Here is a 16,769-nt window from a genome sequence, read left to right as displayed (position 1 = left end):
TCAATTAGAAGGAGATGTAAATACAGTATGAAAGAAAAAGTTATGAATGGACTACAACGTTTTTCAAAAGCGATGTTTATTCCTGTTCTTATCCTTCCAATTGCAGGTATATTAATTGCAATCGGGAATATTTTTACTAATGTTAAATTGCTTGAAGCAGTTCCATTCTTGAATAATCCTATTACAAAAGGTTTTGGAATGATCTTGTCTGGATCATTGGTTTCTATTTTAACTAATTTAGGCGTTATTTTTTGTGTGGGACTAGCAGTTGGCCTTGCAAAAAAGAAAAAGGCCGAAGCGGGATTTACAGCTTTACTAGCGTTTTTAGTTTTTATTAACGCAATGAATAAATTTATGGAACTTAACCATTTGTTAAGTAAAGCATCAGACTTACAAGGAACAGGCCAAACAATGGTATTGGGAGTTCAAATTCTTGATATGGGTGTGTTCCTGGGAATTATCCTAGGTGTAATAGTTGGAATGATACACAATCGTTTTATAGATACTGAATTTAAGAGTGCATTTCAAATTTACGGTGGTTCTCGATTCGTATTTATTGTGATTATTCCTGTAACAGTAATCTTGGCAATAATGCTTACTTATATTTGGCCATTTATTCAACTTGGCATTTCAAGTATGGGTGGTTTTATTAAACAGTCTGGTAATTTTGGTATTTTTCTATATGGATCTTTAGAAAGATTATTGATTCCTACAGGATTACATCACTTAGTATATACACCATTTCTTTATACAAGCCTTGGTGGTACTGAAACTATTGCGGGACACGTATATGAAGGAGCAAGAAATATTTATTATGCAGAAATGGCGGATCCGTCGATTCATTTATTATCGAGATCAGTTATTTGGGACGCAAGAGGTATTTCAAAGATGTTTGGTTTAATTGGTGCCTGTTTGGCCATGTATCAGACAGCAAAGCCTGAAAATAAAATGCGTGTTAAAGCAATTCTAATACCAGCTGTTGTAACTTCATTTTTGGCTGGAGTGACAGAACCAATTGAATTTTCATTTATGTTTTTAGCTCCACTTTTGTTTGTTGTACATGCTGGTCTGGCTGGATTAAGTATGGTTGTTCTTAATATCTTGAATGTGCGTGCAATTGGACCAAATGGTTTTTTGGATTTCTTATTGTATAATGTTCCGCTAGGAGTGGGTAAAACACATTGGCCAATGTACATTGTTGTCGGGATAGCTTTCTTCTTTATTTACTATTTTCTTTTTAAGACATTAATAACACTATTAAATCTAAAAACTGTTGGTCGAGAAGAAGATATCAGTGACGTTAAATTATATTCTAAAAAAGATTTGAAGGAAAAGAAGCAACATAATGATAATGGGAATAGTACTAAGTCTGGTGAAAGTAATGGTATTCCTGCCACTTTAATTGTAAATGCTTTAGGTGGCGAAGATAATATTGAAAGTGTTACGAATTGTTATACAAGACTAAGGACGGTTCTAAAGGACCCTACTTTAGTTAACGAAAATGTTCTAAAAAATGAAACTGGGGCGAGTGGACTCATTGTTAAAGGAAATAATGTACAGGTTGTTTATGGATTGACAGTAACTGCGGTTAGAAAGGCAGTCGATGCAGAACTGGGTTTGACTGACTTAAATACAGAATTGGAATAGGAGAAGATAACATGAAAAAACATTCAATTTTAATTGCAGGTGGAGGAAGCACATTTACTCCCGGAATTGTAATGATGTTGCTTGATAATATGGATAGATTTCCAATTAGAAAACTAACATTATATGATAATGACGAAGAAAGACAAGCAACCTTAGGAAAAGCGTTAGAAATAGTTCTAAATGAAAAAGCACCTGAAATTGATTTTAAATTCACAATTAAACCTGAAGAGGCTTTTACTGATGTTGATTTTGTATTTGCACATATCAGATCCGGTAAATATAGAATGAGAGAATTGGATGAAAAAATTCCATTAGCTCATGGAGTTGTGGGACAAGAAACATGTGGCCCTGGTGGTATTGCTTATGGTATGAGAAGTATAGGAGATATTATTGAATTAATTGATTATATGGAGAAATATTCACCAAATGCCTGGATGTTAAACTATTCCAATCCAGCAGCAATTGTAGCTGAAGCGTGTCGTGTACTAAGACCAAATTCTAAGATACTGAATATTTGTGATATGCCAGTTGGTACGTTGAGAAGAATGTCTCAAATTGTTGGTCTTACTCCAGAAGATTTAGAAGTGAAATACTTCGGCCTGAATCATTTTGGATGGTGGACTAGTGTTAAAGATCATAATGGTCATGAGTATTTACCAGAGATCAGGGATTATGTGGCTAATCATGGCTATTTAACAAAAGTCGAGGTAGATACTCAACATATGGATGCTAGTTGGCAAGCAACTCATAAAAAAGCTAAAGACTTACTTGCTGTTGACCCTAGATTTTTGCCAAATACGTATCTTAAGTATTATTTGTATCCAGATTATGTGGTTGATGAGTCTGACCCTAACTATACGAGGGCTAATGAGGTTATGGACGGAAGAGAGAAAAACGTTTTTTCAGCTGCACAAAGAATTATTGATGCTGGTACATCCTCAGTTGGTGAATTCAATATTGATAGTCATGCCTCTTTCATTGTTGATTTGGCGAGAGCCATTGCATATAACACACATGAGAGAATGCTTTTAATTGTACAGAATAATGGAGCAATCTCTAATTTTGACGACGATGCTATGGTAGAAGTACCTTGTATTGTTGGCAATGATGGTCCAGAACCTTTAGCACAGGGTAAAATTCCAATGTTTCAAAGAGGGATGATGTATGAACAAGTAACAGTTGAAAAATTAGCTGTTCGAGCATGGATAGAACATGACTATCAGAAATTATGGCAGGCACTCTCCCTATCAAAAACGGTTCCTAGTGCTCAAGTTGCAAAGGAATTACTTGATGATTTGATTGAAGCAAATAAGGAATTTTGGCCAGAGTTAAAACGCCCAAATAGGAAATATGGTTTAATATCAGAAGTTGGTGAAGAAGAGCCAGTATAAGTGCATTTCTCTAGTTTTGATTAAATGAATATGTATTTAAATTAGTAACAAAACTATATGTCTAGATGTTCAAAAAGCCCCTAATTTATAAGGAAAGGAAATATATTTCTATCCTTGAATTAGGAGCTTTTTTGATGTTAAAATTTTTCTGATAAGCCGATTACTTTCTCAAAAACATACAAAACATTTGGGAAAAATGCATTTGAGAATTGATTATAGTCATCTGCAGGAAAATTATCCTTGCAAATGATCGGAAGAGATGAAAGGTAGTTGATGGTATTATCATTGTTGCCCGTGAAGCTGACAACTTTAATTCCTTCATCATTTGCCATTTTGATTTTGTCGATGACTTGTTGAGTTTCTCCAGACTTCGAAATAACAACTAAAAAATCAATATTGTTCAAATTATTTTCAAAAACACCGATAGAATCAGCACCGGACGAAATTAAACACTTCTTCCCAAGTATCAATAGCTTCTTATAGATATATTCTGCAACTATAGTTGAAAAACCTGTGGCATAAATATATATGAAATTTTTTTCCTGTGAATGAATCATTTGTGCAAATTCTTCTAGCAGTTCATGAGGTGTGTCTATAATCTTATCGCCAATATCAGAAATAATCTCATCAGAATTGTCATTCTTGATTAAATATTCAGCTATTTTATAATGCATTTCAATAAAACCAGAATAACCTAACTTTTGAGCCAAACGCATTACAGTTGAGGTGGAAGTGAAATTAGCCTTGGCGACACCTCGAACGCCTAAGTTTAAGACTTCGTTATTATTATTTAAAAGAAATTCGAGAACTTCTTTTTCACTATTTGTGAGATTTTTAGTATTTTTCAATTTAGAGAATTTCAATCAAATGCCTCCAACTTAGAACATACGATATAAAACAGTTTCATTATTTATTTTAAACGGATAAATAAAAAAATCAGCACCTTTATATAAATTAGTAAAATTCATGGTGGTTTAATAAAGTATGGTTTTGAAGAGCTTTTATATGACTTAATGATTTTTACCCAAAGTTCTTAATTACTATTCTTCTGCTACAATCGGATATTTTCTAACAATAAAGGTTAAAAGATAAGAGAGCGCCAAGATTACCGTCACAACTAAGTATGGATAATGGGTATTCCAATCCATCAATGCCCCTGACATCAATGGTCCAATTACGTTACCAACACTTGTCAAAGACATGTTCATACCATTGATCAAACCTTGATTAGAGCGGCTTGATTTGGTTAATAAAGTAGTGATTGCAGGTCGCAATAAGTCAAACGATGAAAAGATAATTAAGGTTGCTACGATAACTTCGATATGGGAATGTGCTTGCGTGATCCAGAAAACACAAATTGCACTCAGTAAAAAGGCAATACTGATTAGACGCATTTCACCAATTTTACTGATGATCCAATTAAAGGCGGCCACTTGTAGAATTAGTGAAATAATTCCATTCAAAGTCAATACTAAGGCAATCGTCCCCAAGCCAAAGTTGAAAACTTGGTTAACGTAGATACTATAGATACTTTCAAATCCTTGTAGTCCAAATGATGAGACTAAAATCATTCCAAAAAGCATTACCATTGGTAGAGTTAAAATGGCTCTGATTGAACCCTTTTCTTTAGCTTTGGCCTCCGCATCTTGTTCCTCTCGTAAGAGCACTTCTTTGTTTTCCTTCAAGAAGAATTGAGTAAAAATGGCACTGGTTAAGCTAAGGACACCGGCTACCCAAAAGGGAGTCTTATAGCTGATACCGGCTAGGATACCACCCAGTCCAGGTCCTAAGATCAAGCCACCACTAAAAGCAGCAGAAAGCCAACCGATGACTTTAGCACGTTCTTTTAAAGTAGTTAGATCAGAACCTAAGGCCATTGAAGTTGGAATAACCATAGCAGCTGACAGGCCACCGATAATTCTCGAAAGATTAAAGATAGGTAGGCTAGTTGCTACCGCAAAGATAAATTCGGAAATCATATAGGTAAATAATCCAAAAACGATTACTGGTTTACGGCCAAGTTTGTCAGACATTTTACCAACGATTGGCGAGGCAATAAATTGTGCAAAGGCAAAGAGAGAAGTCATAACTCCCATTTGCGAAGTCGTGAAATGATATTCGTTTTTGATGAATGGGGTGACAGGGATAACCAAGCCAATTCCCAAACAAATTAAAAAGTTGCTGAATACTAAAATATAAATAGATTTTTTGTTTTTTCCCATACTTTTCCTCCCCACTAGTCGTTTTAAAGTTCAAAAAAACTACCATCGACTGATAGTAGTTAATCATAAGAAAACCGATATCCTAAGCTAGGCCTAGATACCGGTGAACTGAAAATCTTACATTACAGATTAGCATACTATGGATTTTTTCAATTGTCTAATATTTCGTAATAAAAACAAAAATGAAAAAATATTAAATAATTGAACTTTTGGCATATAAAATTGCTTAATGATGGACAATTTGTATGTTTGATCTTATTATGTAGTTATGGCTGTTAAAAGGAGGTCATATTTTTGGATTTTCGAAGTGGGTTAAATAGCGATAAACCCCAGATAATAAATTTACTTACAGATTCATTTAAAGAGTACATAACAACTAAGAACATGTTCCAGCAGGAGTTTCGTTCTAGTGCAAAGTTCGATCGCTTAATTAGAAAATATTTTGCACTCGAAGTTAATGTATTCATGAAAAAAGGTTTGGTTTATGTTGGAGCTGACGGAAAGGGAACGCCTAGAGCAGTTGCTCTAATTGAATTTAATCAAGGTCGACAGATCAGTATGTGGGACTATCTTTCAATAGATGGTCTGAAGATATTGCCTGAAATCCTTAAGAGTGGATTCAATGGTTTCAATGCATTCGATATCTTTAAGTTTGAAGACATTTTTGACAAGGTTAAGGGTAAAAAGAAGTGTATCGTTGAATATTTGGCTGTTGATAAGTCCTTGCGAGGTCAAGGGATTGGTAGCAAAATGTTGAATAATCACATTAGCCCTTATGTTAAGAAGATCGGATACCGTAATATTATTTTGGAAACAAATACCCAAAAGAACGTTAAGTTCTATAAGAAAAATAATTTTTCCGTGCGCTCGGTTAAAAAGGTTAACTTGAGTCATGGAGATGTTAAAGATTGGGTTTTAGCTAAAAGTATTTAAGACAAACAAAGAGCCGTTCACATATGTGAGCGGCTCTTTTTATAAAAACAACTGATTCCTACTCCCTTATAGTACCAGATTATTTTTATAGTAGATATTTTTTTAAGAAAAATTAATTCTTTAATTTGGTGAATCAACCATCGTCCAGGTCAAGGTACCTTTATAAGATCCTACTTTCGTATTAGCAGCAAGTTTGATCTTCCAATCGCCGACACCGACATATCCTTATAGGCCAGTTGGTTGATCCGAACCACCCTTGAACAAAGCAGTTTGAATAGGAGTACCGCTAGCAGAGATAGGAGTGAACGAACCGGGATCATCAGGCGAAGAGGTTCTTTGTCTGATAAATAGTAAGCCCGAACCGTCATCAGTTAAGGTATCGCTACCAGATTTCATTTTAGTATCATCATTGTTATTGTCATAAGAAACATTGACTGAAAAATCATTGGTTGAGGGATGCATTATTTGTAAGCCGCCGTTAGTAGCGACATTTTTTAAGACCTTTTCACTGCCATACATATTAGTTTGACCAAAATCAATGTCAGGAACGCTTAAAAAGGCATTGACGTTTGAAACAGAGACATTGGCTTGAGAAGTTAAATCGCCAATCGAGAGCGAGTTAGTTTTAATTCCAGTCGCGGTAGCAGTATTAGTGATGACACCGGCTACTGAAGCATTGACTTTAGCTTTGAAAGTTAAGGTGGCCGTTTGGTTAGCACTCATTGCCCCTAAGTTGAAGCTTCTTAGACTGTCACCATTAGTTAAATGGTCAGATCCATTGTCAGCACTGTAATTGACACTCCCTGGTACTAATTGAAGACCACTTGGTAAGTCATCACTCAAAGTAGCGCCATCTTTCATCGAATCACTGCCAGCACCTAAGTTATATTTAACTTGATAGTCAAGAATATCACCATATTTGGCGTCGGCACTAGAAGCATACTGGGCGTTAGTACCGTCTGATTCGTTTTTGACGAGTTTGGTTAGTGTGGGGTAAAAATTAGTCTTGGTGATCGGGATAGTTACTTGTGCATTATATTTAGTATCAGTCGTTGTACCAGCATTAGCATCACGACCATAGAAGTAGGCAGTATTTGTGATTGAGGATAAAGTATTGGCACTGTTATCAATTGTAGCGTTGTAAGTTATTGTTGAAGTCTTATTTGCACCGACAGAAACTTTCTTCATATCAACAGTTAAGAGTCGAGTTGTCGGATCGTAAGTTGAAGCACTCGTCGCATCTACACCGTCAACCTTGATTGATTTTGTATCAAGATCCAATCCATTAGGGATCGTATCTTCCATTTTAGTGTAAAGCCAACTAGTTGGAAGCGAACCGTCTTGACCATAGTTAGTTAGTTTCAATGAGAAATTTAATTTATCGCCAATACGGTTTGTAGTATCTTTGCGATCAGCAGCTGTCTGGTTAGTGTATTCTTTTTTGGGAATAACTAATGCGTAAGGAACGTATGTAAGTCCCATTGTTGATGAAAAGTGGGCTTGTTTACCAGCGGCCAAACTGGTTGAAGGCCATTTTAGAGTATAAGCCGTATCAGTTAGGGTAGTAGTTAACGCGGCATCAGCAGCGGCACTAGCTTGACCAACACCGTTTGTAAATCCAGATGACCAATCCGTGTTATTAAAGGTATGGCCTGTAAAATCAGTAAAGCCATCATTTGTCACGTTAGTGACCATTAACTTACCAGGATTATTACCAATATAGAGACCGATTCCGCCACCAATTGCATGTGGAACGATTAAATCATTTGAACCAGCAGCTGATCCTAAAGCAGTATCTTCTCCGAACCAAGTCTGAAACGTTTGAGTTGTTTGACCGGGATTGTATAGATAAAGTTCACGTTGTACAAAAGCTGCGTTAGAAGGTGATGGACGCAATAAAATTTCAGCATACATATGATATGCTTGATTTCCACTACTGGATTCGGCCTCACGTGTAAATTCACCAACAATCTTATAAGCAGGATTGCCATTATCGTCCGTGCCGACGTAGTATTGCTTATTGGTTAACCCGATATTTCCGTTATTATTGGCTGAGTAACCTAATAGTGCGAACTCACGCGATGAAATTTTACCAGTATAGTTTGCAGGTGTAATTAGAAAGTCTGGAGATGAACTAGATGCCTGGCGAAGCATTTCAGTTTGGTCGCTACTTTTTCCTTGGAATACTGCGCCATAGTAATTACCAGCATTATTCATAAAGATATTCATTTTGGAATAAACCATATTTTGAGATGCTGAAGTTAAACCTTCGGTTGGTTTTAAAAAGTTACTGTCCATACCTTTAACAACTTTACCAGAATTGTTTTGAGCCCCACCAAAAGTATAATCTAGCGTAATATCGCTGGCAGACGTTGCTCCTTTTTTGACCAGAATACTACCAGTTTGTGAAGTTGGTAAAGTTGCAGCTGAACCCATGCGTTTCCAGTTACTAATTCCATCTTGAAAGTAATTACTGTAGTTCGTTTCAGCTTTAATTATTGATCCTGATAAGGACAACCAGCTGAAGAGAACTACCAGAAAACTGATAATAAAAACTCCAAATTTTTTAAATTTGTTCATAATTTTTCCTCTCCGATACACTTATCACAATCTACCATTATTATAAATTGGATATATAACTCAAATATTCCATTTTACGAAAATATTTTTATATAATGTTGGCTTAATGCCATAAAACTGTATAAAAAAATATATATAATTGATTAAATTAGATATTTTGTATATAAATATTATAATATTTATAAAAATGAAATACTTGGTTACTTTTAATTCCGTAACCACGAAAAAGATATGTTAGAATCTAATCAATAAATATATTTTGAAAGGCAAAATAATGAATACAAATTTGACGGGGGACTTTTCAAAAGAAACTATTACTTTAAAATTAGCTGGTAATGGAATCGTTAGATATCATGCTAATGAACCTAAGCAAATAGAATCTGAATCTATTTTTATTATTTTGAATCGGCAACGTGTGGTAGGGTTGAGTTTTGGCAGTATCGAAAATGATGCGGCGGGAAAGAATATTTATTTGGAATTGATAGTTCCAGAAACAATTGTTCCGGCAGAATTCTTTTATTTCTTGACTTTGGAGATGGATAAAGCAGGATATGAAATGAATGTTGGCTATTCAATGTCAGTCTCACCAGCCTCAATGAAAAAGTTTCAAAAATATTGGCGTACTATTTTACCTTTACTGCAAGCCTTTGGGTTACAACTAGCAAAGCAGACCAAGAGAACGGCAGCAAAACCACGTCACAAGTTCGACCCTAAATTGGTTGATCAGCCATTTTCAATTGATTACAAAGGCAGTCAAGCAATAGTTTATTGGAAGAAGCGAAATGAGTTTGTAATCAAAAAAGGTGCAACATTAGTAGAAAATGCACCTTTGACGAAAGCAGGTGTGATTGGTTTTGCGGGTAAATTTGGATTGCGGTTGCGTGACGAACATGCAGCTGCCATCGAAAATTCACGTTTAATCGAAGATGTAACCTTGAGAAGTGTGAATGAAGTTGGTACGTTTTTGTATTTTGCTGGCACCAACAGTTGGCTGCAATTAAAATCACCTGATAATAAAACTTTGCATGATTTGACCGTAGTTAAATAAAGCCTCAATTGACAAAGATTTTTAAAATGATAGACTTTTCACAGATTATTTTGATCGACGGCGTGAGCTGGCGGTCTTTTTTTGAAATGGGGGGAATGATCATGAAAAAAGTTAATGCACAAGTTTTAATTTTTGGAGCTTTTTTGGAATCGGTTGGAGCAAGCTTTATTTGGCCGATCAATACGATTTTTATCCATGATTATTTGCACAAATCCTTAGCTGTGGCGGGGACGGTCCTGTTTTTCAATTCGATTCTGACCTTTTTAGGTAATTATGCCGGTGGAAAACTTTTCGATCGTATTGGTGGACATAAAACGGTTATTGTCAGTACCTTAATAGGTTTGTTGGCCTTGATTGGATTAATCTTCAATCATGGTTGGCCTGCCTATCCAATCCTTTTGCCAATTTTAGGCTTTGGAGTGGGAAGTGCCTATACGGTGATCAATTCCTTTGGGGCACAGATTGATGAAGTTGATAAATATAAATTATTCAATGCCATCTACGTGGGGACTAATTTAGGCAATGGAATTGGCACAGCTTTGAGTGGTTATATTGCGGGCATCCAAATGACTTGGGTTTTTATTGCTAATTTTGTTTTTCTAGGACTATTTTTTGTCTTATCAGTCTTTACTTATGGCAATCGCAATGTGGTTCCCAGTCGAAGAACTAAAAAAAGCCATCCCGTAAAAACAAAATTAAAACCGGGGACGGCTTTGATTGCAATATTTTTAGGAACGACTTGGATATCATATTCACAATGGAGTAGTAATATTTCCGCTCACTTGACCCATTTAGGTATTCCTGTCAGTATGTATAGTTTGTTGTGGACGATCAATGCAATCGTAATTGTGATCTTCCTACCATTGATAAATCATTTGGCTGAAAATAAAGCCTGGTTTAAAAAAATTCAAGTACCTGTGGGAGTCGCATTTTTTATTATTGCTTTTGTGTCAATCATCGGTGCTACCAAATATTTTGCCTTTGCAATCGGGATGGTGGTCCTGACGTTGGGTGAAATGTTAGTTTATCCAGGCATTCCCGCTCTGATTGGTGAATCGACCCCCAATGAAGAGGCCGGACGCTATCAAAGTATCATCAATATGGCAGCTACATTTGCTAGAGCGATGGGTCCTCTGTTAGGTGGAGTCTTGATCATGTATAGTTCGTATGATGTGATGTATTTAGCAGCAATTGCCGTTCTAGCAGGTTCATACTTTATCTTTAGACGAGGAAGAAACGAATTAGCTAGTAGTAAAAAATCAGTGTAGTTAGTGATTTAAAAAAAGATTCTTTAGAAAATTTCACGTAATTTAAACGTGGAATTTTTTTATTTATGGAAATAATTGTTAGTTTGTTCGGTTATGAATTTCCAGAATAAGGATACGACCGCCGAATCATTGTCTTTTTGTTTCATGAAGACCAATTTACTCTCGGATTGAGGTTTTAGTGTGACTACTTTAATTTGAGGGTAATTAGTGAGATCAACAGACTCTTTTGAAACGATGGAGATACCTTGATTTTGATTGACCATTTCTAAAATTAAATTCATATTTTGGCCTCTGTAGGTAATTTTCGGTTGGAAAATTAATGATTGAAGCTTTTGATAAAGTGGATTAACCTTACTGAAATTGTCACTGAAGATTAAAATGTTTTGACTTTTCAATTGTTCAATTTCAAGTGAGTTTGCTTGAGATAAAAGATTGTCTTGATGTATTAAAGCAACAGTTTGGTCAGTTTCATTTGGCAATACATTATAGTCCGGATATTTATTATTAAAAATTCTAGTAAAAACTATATCAACATTTTTTTGATCAAGAGCATGTTCTAATTGATCAACATTATTTTCACTAAACTTCAATTTGATTCGAGGATATTGCTGAGTAAATTTAGCAATCATCTTAAAGGCTTGGTATTGTGGAAGTGATGATAAGCCTTGAATAATTAACGGCCGTTCGGTGAGCCAAATTTGGTCATCAATCAGCTGTTGTAAATCATTTGATTGTTGTAAAAGTTTCTTCACTTTAGGTAAAAGCAGTTTGCCAGCACTAGTAAGTTTGACTTGCCGATGAACTCTGATAAATAATTTAACGTTCCATTCTTTTTCAAGCGACATGATATGTTTTGAAACCGTTGATTGAGTTAAAAACATACGCTCGGCTGTTCGACTGTAATTTTGAGTTTCGGCTAAATCATTGAAAATAGCTAATTTCCTAGTATCCATACTTTGCCCCTAACTATTCATAATCTGAATAGTTTAACACTAAAACTGAATTGTTCTGACGCTTTTTGGCAATTAAAATATTATCTGAAGTTATTTTTTATGTTAGGAGTTTTAAAGATGCCAATTGGTGTAGTAATAAATGTGCTTGCTATTTTTTTTGGAGGAATTGCAGGTGCCCTGGGTGGACAAAAAATGTCGGATCAATTCAAGGATGGTTTGAATATGGCCTTTAGTATTTGTTCAATTGCAATGGGGATATACGCAATCGCTCCTTTAAAAAATTTGGCGGCCGTTATTTTTGCAGTTATTATCGGGACAGGGTTGGGAATAATCTGTCACTTTGGCCAGGCAATTACACACGGAGCACAGTGGATGCAACGATTGATCTCACATTTCTTAAGCGTGCCCAATAAAATGGATCAAGAGTTATTTGATACGACCTTGGTGACCATTATTGTGTTGTTTTGTGCCAGTGGAACGGGAATTTACGGTACTTTGACTGAAGGAATCAGTGGGGATGCGACCATCTTGATTTCTAAATCTATTTTGGACTTTTTTTGTGCCTTTATTTTCGGTGCCAGTTTAGGAGCCGTAGTGTCACTGATAGCTGTTCCCCAATTTGTGATTTTGATGATTATCTTTTTTTTAGCCCATGTAGTTGTACCATTGACCACACCAAATATGATTCTCGATTTTAAAGCAGCCGGTGGGGTATTGATGCTAGCTAGTGGATTTCGGATCACCAAGATCAAAATGTTTCCTACCGCTGATATGATACCGATAATGATAGTTATTATGCCTATTTCTGCTTTGTGGACTCAGATTGTGATGCCAATACTTCATTAGTTTGGTTTTTAGTTGGATTATTTTGGAATGGGTGAGATTTTATTTGAAAGTTAGGTGGGATGTGATTGCATTTCATACCATAAATAAATAGCATTTTTATGTTCTTTGTAACGAGTGGATCTAAAATATAGGATATCCTCTAATTGATTGCTCTAAACATTACGTTATATTATATAGTGTGATAAAATACAGACACAAAAAAGAGGGATGCTCGAACTGAAGTGCAACACAAAAGTTAGATAAAATTAAATAATTTTTAAGCTACCAAGGCATGCTCCCTGTATTCACGGGGAGTCATGCCTTTTGTTTTTCTTGAAACTCTTTGATCATTAGACCATTTGATGTATTCTTTTGAAATTTCTTGAGGTTCTTCAATATTTTCGCAAGGCGGAAATCCATTAAGACATTTTGTTCTGTAGAGATGGAAGAAATTTTCAACTGGAGCATTATCTAGACAATTTCCCTTGCGAGACATACTTTGTACAAAATCATTTTCAGAGAGTTTATCAATATAATATTCTATTCGGTAATAACAGCCCTGATCAGAATGAATTGTTGGCATTGCTTCTTCTGGAAGAATCACTATGAGTTCATTTAGGGTATCCATAATCAATTCACTATTAGGACTATTACTCATTTGAAAGGCTAGAACTTCTTTACTTGCCTCATCTGTTATTGCAGAGATATAAGCCCATTTAGTATCTGCTAAGCGGACTTGTGTAACATCAGTGTGTAGAATTTTGAAGGGTACAGTTTCATCAAATTTTTGTTTTAAAACATTGGGAACTACTTTTCCGACAGTACCTTTATATGAAGAGTACTTTCCGTTCTTCGTTCTTATGTTGATTATAAAGACTCACTTGAACTCCTAATTCGCCCATTAAGCGATGGATATTCAACTTGGCTAGTTCGTCACCTATACGTCTATAACCGAAGGTTAGACGTCTGCGCAATCTGCCTCTTTATGCAATTTTCAATATTTCTACTTTGATGTCTTTATACTTATCTAGATGATTTTTGATGCGCTTACGTTCATCATGATACGCAGCTTTCTTAAGACCAATAGCCCTAAGGATTTCATCGATTTTATATCGTTCTTTTTTGGGGAAGGGACTCTTGTTCGACCCTGATCTGATCCACTATTTGCGTTTTTTTCGCCCTTTGAGGTCCCGAACAGGGTCATTGATTTTTTTAAGATGTTATTCTCCGGCTTTGTATCGTACAATTCCTGATTTTTCTTTGCTAGCTCTTCACGAAGTCGATCTACCTCGTTCTTATTTACCAATTTACGTAACTTCTTTTTATCATGTTTCAACTTAGATTTCCTACCTTTCGGATGAGACTTCAAGGCTTCTATACCATACTGGTTGAAAGCCGTCCTCCAAAAGCTTATCTGACATGAATTAACATCAAATTTTGCGGACACTTCGGCTAAAGTTTCATCATGAGTTTGGTAGTAGTTTATCACATCAATTTTGAATTCAGCCGTGAAATTTCTTTTAGTCCTTTTTTGTTTAAGCGCGTCTGCACCGCTTAAACGGTACTTTTGAATCCAAAAAATAACTTGTCGTTTGGATATATTATGTTTCTCCGCAAGATGACGCATGCTGTTTTCTCCTTGAAGGTATTCACCAACAATCTCTGCTTTTAATTTTGAGCCGTATTTAACCATATAAAAAAAGTACTCCATAACTGTTAGATTTCTTGTCTAACAATTATGAAGCACTTCAAAACATATAGGCGGTTGATCCGTCTTTTTTTGTATATTTTTTAATTCTTTCATCTTTTTTAGCCATAATTTCTCCTAAGCGTGTGGAAGCAGGTTTAAGAGAGGTCTATGAATTTTATCACCTTCTTTCAATTTTGGTAAAAATAAATAAGCCTACTAATTAGACTCATTTATATAAAGTTTTCAATTAAGCAATGATTTTGTCAGATTTGGATCTATTGCACTTCCAACAAAGTGTTTGTAAATTGTCAGGTGTTGTTAAGCCACCCTTTGCGACAGGCATTATGTGATCAACCTCTAGTAGAAGGAGACTTTGTTGGGCAATTGATGCACCACACATTTGACAAGTATAGTTATCTCTTTCTTTGATTGAATTTCTCAAAGAGTTAGTCATTAGTGATCTTTGTGCTTTTGCAGATTTATTATATTTGATTCTGCTAGATATGTATTCTTCCACTGCTTCTACGGTTCTACTGTCAAAGGTTATTGTGGATTTTTGAGAACTATTACCGCCAGCACTTACATACTCGAATGTGTATGTTGCATAGTTAATATTAATCTCAGGAACCTGCATACCGGTTTTATCAAGTAATTCTTTTCTATAATATTTAAGAATAAATTTAGGTGGATTGAAGCCATTTTGAATTTCTTGTTCTCGTTCTTTTAAGTTATTAACAGTATTTTCCATTCTTGAAATATTAGTATCTATTTCCTCAAGCTGATTCAAACTTTCATCTTTAGCGGGAATGTCAAAATATTTACAAAGATATTTGATAGGCTGCTCAGATGCATTTCTAACGACTTGAAGTGAAGCTGAATATACATTATTGCTGTTTAAATGTTTTTCATTTTTATCCCGTTTGTAATCTTGTCTACTAGTATTTTCAAAAGTTGCCAAATCAGAATATTTGCTCTTAGCATTATCTGGAATAAATTGATTATCATTTGGTATGCTCTGAACATAATTAGCTATTTCATTATAATCATTAATTGTGGAATCAATTTTAGCCTTATGATCTAAAAACTCTGGACTTTGAAAGTATTTCTCCTTCATTCTGTATCTAATAAAACGATATATTCCATACCCGATAGCTAATGCAAGAAGTACAGGCCAGATGGCCTGAAGTAACATAAATAATAAAACCAAAATAATTGCATATATAAGATACTGCATGTTTTTCCCTCTGTTTCTAAAATGGTTTAGTTGGAACCAGTAGTAAAGTTAGTTAAATCTGATTTATAATCATAGAAGTTAAAACTTGAATCTTCCTTAAGAGAATTTTTATTCAAAGTAATATTCATACTAGTTCTGAAATTCATTTTTAAAATAAGATCACTTTGACACACATATTCTATATGATATGTTTTTTTCTTGTTCATTTTTTCTACATATAATCCCTTATCATTAAGATTATCAAAGCTGATTTTTGAATCTTTACTTTGAATGGCGGATTTAGCCATACCATAAAAAGCCTCTTTTTGATCATCGTTTAATTTATCGACTTTATCTGAAAGTAAAACATGACTACCAGTTTGGTTGTAGTATGGTGCAGACCAATGGCGATAGTTAACATATGATTTAATTCCGAATCCTCCTAATACAAGTATTGCTACTAATATTACATAAATCCACCATTTGGTATAAAACGGTTTAGCTTTATTGTTCTCATCTCGATTTTTCATAAATAAGTTCCTCCCCAATAACACATATTTCAGCTTTTTTTGTCAATCAGGATTTGGACTTTATATCTAGGCTATCATTTTATCCCTAACAACGATTTCATATTTGAGTGGAATATTAAATTGTTGTAAGAAGGTAATGTAGTTGTCGAATTCAATATCGTTTTCTTTACAGTAACCGAGTAATAAGTCAATTGCTCTTATATTTGCACGATTTTCAGATTTAATTTGTGCTGGAGTAGATTCATCATATAAGTAACAAGCATCTTCATCCAACATATGACCGATTTCATGAGCAATTATTAGTGGAATGTCATTCTTTCTGTGCCAATCCATATTAATAAGAATCATATTGTCATCTGGAGAGGCAAAAGAAGGCCACTCTGAATTGTAGTTATGAATTAATGTGTATCCTATATGATGATCATAAGCAAAATTTAATAAGTAAGTTATAACTGGATCCATGAGCCAA

At 34.9% G+C, this 16,769-nt stretch carries 15 protein-coding genes; 6 read left to right on the top strand and 9 right to left on the bottom strand.

From position 1 onward, the window contains the following. The first annotated feature begins 27 nt into the window (after positions 1-27). A complete protein-coding gene (locus ACYT32_RS10530) occupies positions 28-1,647 on the top strand; it encodes a PTS transporter subunit EIIC (protein WP_395266179.1) in 1,620 nt (539 codons plus the stop codon). An 11-nt stretch (positions 1,648-1,658) separates the two neighbouring features. Continuing rightward, a complete protein-coding gene (locus ACYT32_RS10525) occupies positions 1,659-3,038 on the top strand; it encodes a 6-phospho-alpha-glucosidase (protein ID WP_395266178.1) in 1,380 nt (459 codons plus the stop codon). A gap of 137 nt (positions 3,039-3,175) precedes the next feature. On the opposite strand, the gene ACYT32_RS10520 is transcribed toward ACYT32_RS10525, so the two are convergent. Beyond that, positions 3,176-3,901 (bottom strand): MurR/RpiR family transcriptional regulator, encoded by a 726-nt coding sequence (locus ACYT32_RS10520; RefSeq protein WP_395266177.1) that lies wholly within the window; start codon positions 3,899-3,901, stop codon positions 3,176-3,178. A gap of 177 nt (positions 3,902-4,078) precedes the next feature. Next, positions 4,079-5,260 (bottom strand): MFS transporter, encoded by a 1,182-nt coding sequence (locus ACYT32_RS10515; RefSeq protein WP_395266176.1) that lies wholly within the window; start codon positions 5,258-5,260, stop codon positions 4,079-4,081. A 294-nt stretch (positions 5,261-5,554) separates the two neighbouring features. Between ACYT32_RS10515 and ACYT32_RS10510 the strand changes: the two genes are divergently transcribed. Beyond that, complete coding sequence (locus tag ACYT32_RS10510) at positions 5,555-6,193, top strand: GNAT family N-acetyltransferase (protein ID WP_395266174.1); 639 nt, start codon at positions 5,555-5,557, stop codon at positions 6,191-6,193. 225 nt (positions 6,194-6,418) lie between these two features. On the opposite strand, the gene ACYT32_RS10505 is transcribed toward ACYT32_RS10510, so the two are convergent. Then, complete coding sequence (locus ACYT32_RS10505) at positions 6,419-8,773, bottom strand: isopeptide-forming domain-containing fimbrial protein (RefSeq protein WP_395266173.1); 2,355 nt, start codon at positions 8,771-8,773, stop codon at positions 6,419-6,421. A 274-nt stretch (positions 8,774-9,047) separates the two neighbouring features. Here ACYT32_RS10505 and ACYT32_RS10500 point away from each other — a divergent pair, with 274 nt between their 5' ends. Together ACYT32_RS10500 and ACYT32_RS10495 are read left to right on the top strand one after the other, a co-directional pair. Continuing rightward, on the top strand, positions 9,048-9,821 hold the full coding sequence (locus ACYT32_RS10500) for a hypothetical protein (protein ID WP_395266172.1): 774 nt from the start codon (positions 9,048-9,050) through the stop codon (positions 9,819-9,821). A gap of 101 nt (positions 9,822-9,922) precedes the next feature. Beyond that, positions 9,923-11,089, top strand: a complete 1,167-nt coding sequence (locus tag ACYT32_RS10495; RefSeq protein ID WP_395266171.1) for an MFS transporter — start codon at positions 9,923-9,925, stop codon at positions 11,087-11,089. 59 nt (positions 11,090-11,148) lie between these two features. Here the strand turns inward: ACYT32_RS10495 and ACYT32_RS10490 are convergent, their stop codons facing one another. Continuing rightward, a complete protein-coding gene (locus ACYT32_RS10490) occupies positions 11,149-12,042 on the bottom strand; it encodes a LysR family transcriptional regulator (protein ID WP_395266170.1) in 894 nt (297 codons plus the stop codon). Between the two features lie 117 nt (positions 12,043-12,159). On the opposite strand from ACYT32_RS10490, the gene ACYT32_RS10485 reads away from it, so the two are divergent. Next, positions 12,160-12,888, top strand: coding sequence for a DUF554 domain-containing protein (locus ACYT32_RS10485; RefSeq protein ID WP_395266169.1), 729 nt, complete (start codon positions 12,160-12,162; stop codon positions 12,886-12,888). A gap of 256 nt (positions 12,889-13,144) precedes the next feature. On the opposite strand, the gene ACYT32_RS10480 is transcribed toward ACYT32_RS10485, so the two are convergent. The 5 genes from ACYT32_RS10480 to ACYT32_RS10460 form a co-directional block, all read right to left on the bottom strand. Next, positions 13,145-13,729, bottom strand: a complete 585-nt coding sequence (locus ACYT32_RS10480; RefSeq protein ID WP_395266224.1) for an IS3 family transposase — start codon at positions 13,727-13,729, stop codon at positions 13,145-13,147. A 165-nt stretch (positions 13,730-13,894) separates the two neighbouring features. Beyond that, positions 13,895-14,560 carry a transposase gene (locus ACYT32_RS10475; protein WP_395266168.1) on the bottom strand — a complete coding sequence of 222 codons (666 nt, stop codon included), beginning with the start codon at positions 14,558-14,560 and terminating at the stop codon, positions 13,895-13,897. Positions 14,561-14,804: 244 nt separating this feature from the next. Beyond that, entirely contained in the window at positions 14,805-15,791 is a 987-nt protein-coding gene (locus ACYT32_RS10470) for an HNH endonuclease (protein ID WP_395266167.1), read from the bottom strand. 26 nt (positions 15,792-15,817) lie between these two features. Then, positions 15,818-16,300 carry a hypothetical protein gene (locus ACYT32_RS10465; RefSeq protein WP_395266166.1) on the bottom strand — a complete coding sequence of 161 codons (483 nt, stop codon included), beginning with the start codon at positions 16,298-16,300 and terminating at the stop codon, positions 15,818-15,820. A 66-nt stretch (positions 16,301-16,366) separates the two neighbouring features. Then, complete coding sequence (locus ACYT32_RS10460) at positions 16,367-16,762, bottom strand: ImmA/IrrE family metallo-endopeptidase (RefSeq protein ID WP_395266165.1); 396 nt, start codon at positions 16,760-16,762, stop codon at positions 16,367-16,369. Between the last annotated feature and the right edge of the window lie 7 nt (positions 16,763-16,769).

The organism is Companilactobacillus sp. FL22-3, assembly GCF_054881455.1.
This window is presented reverse-complemented; position numbering and strand designations above follow the sequence as displayed.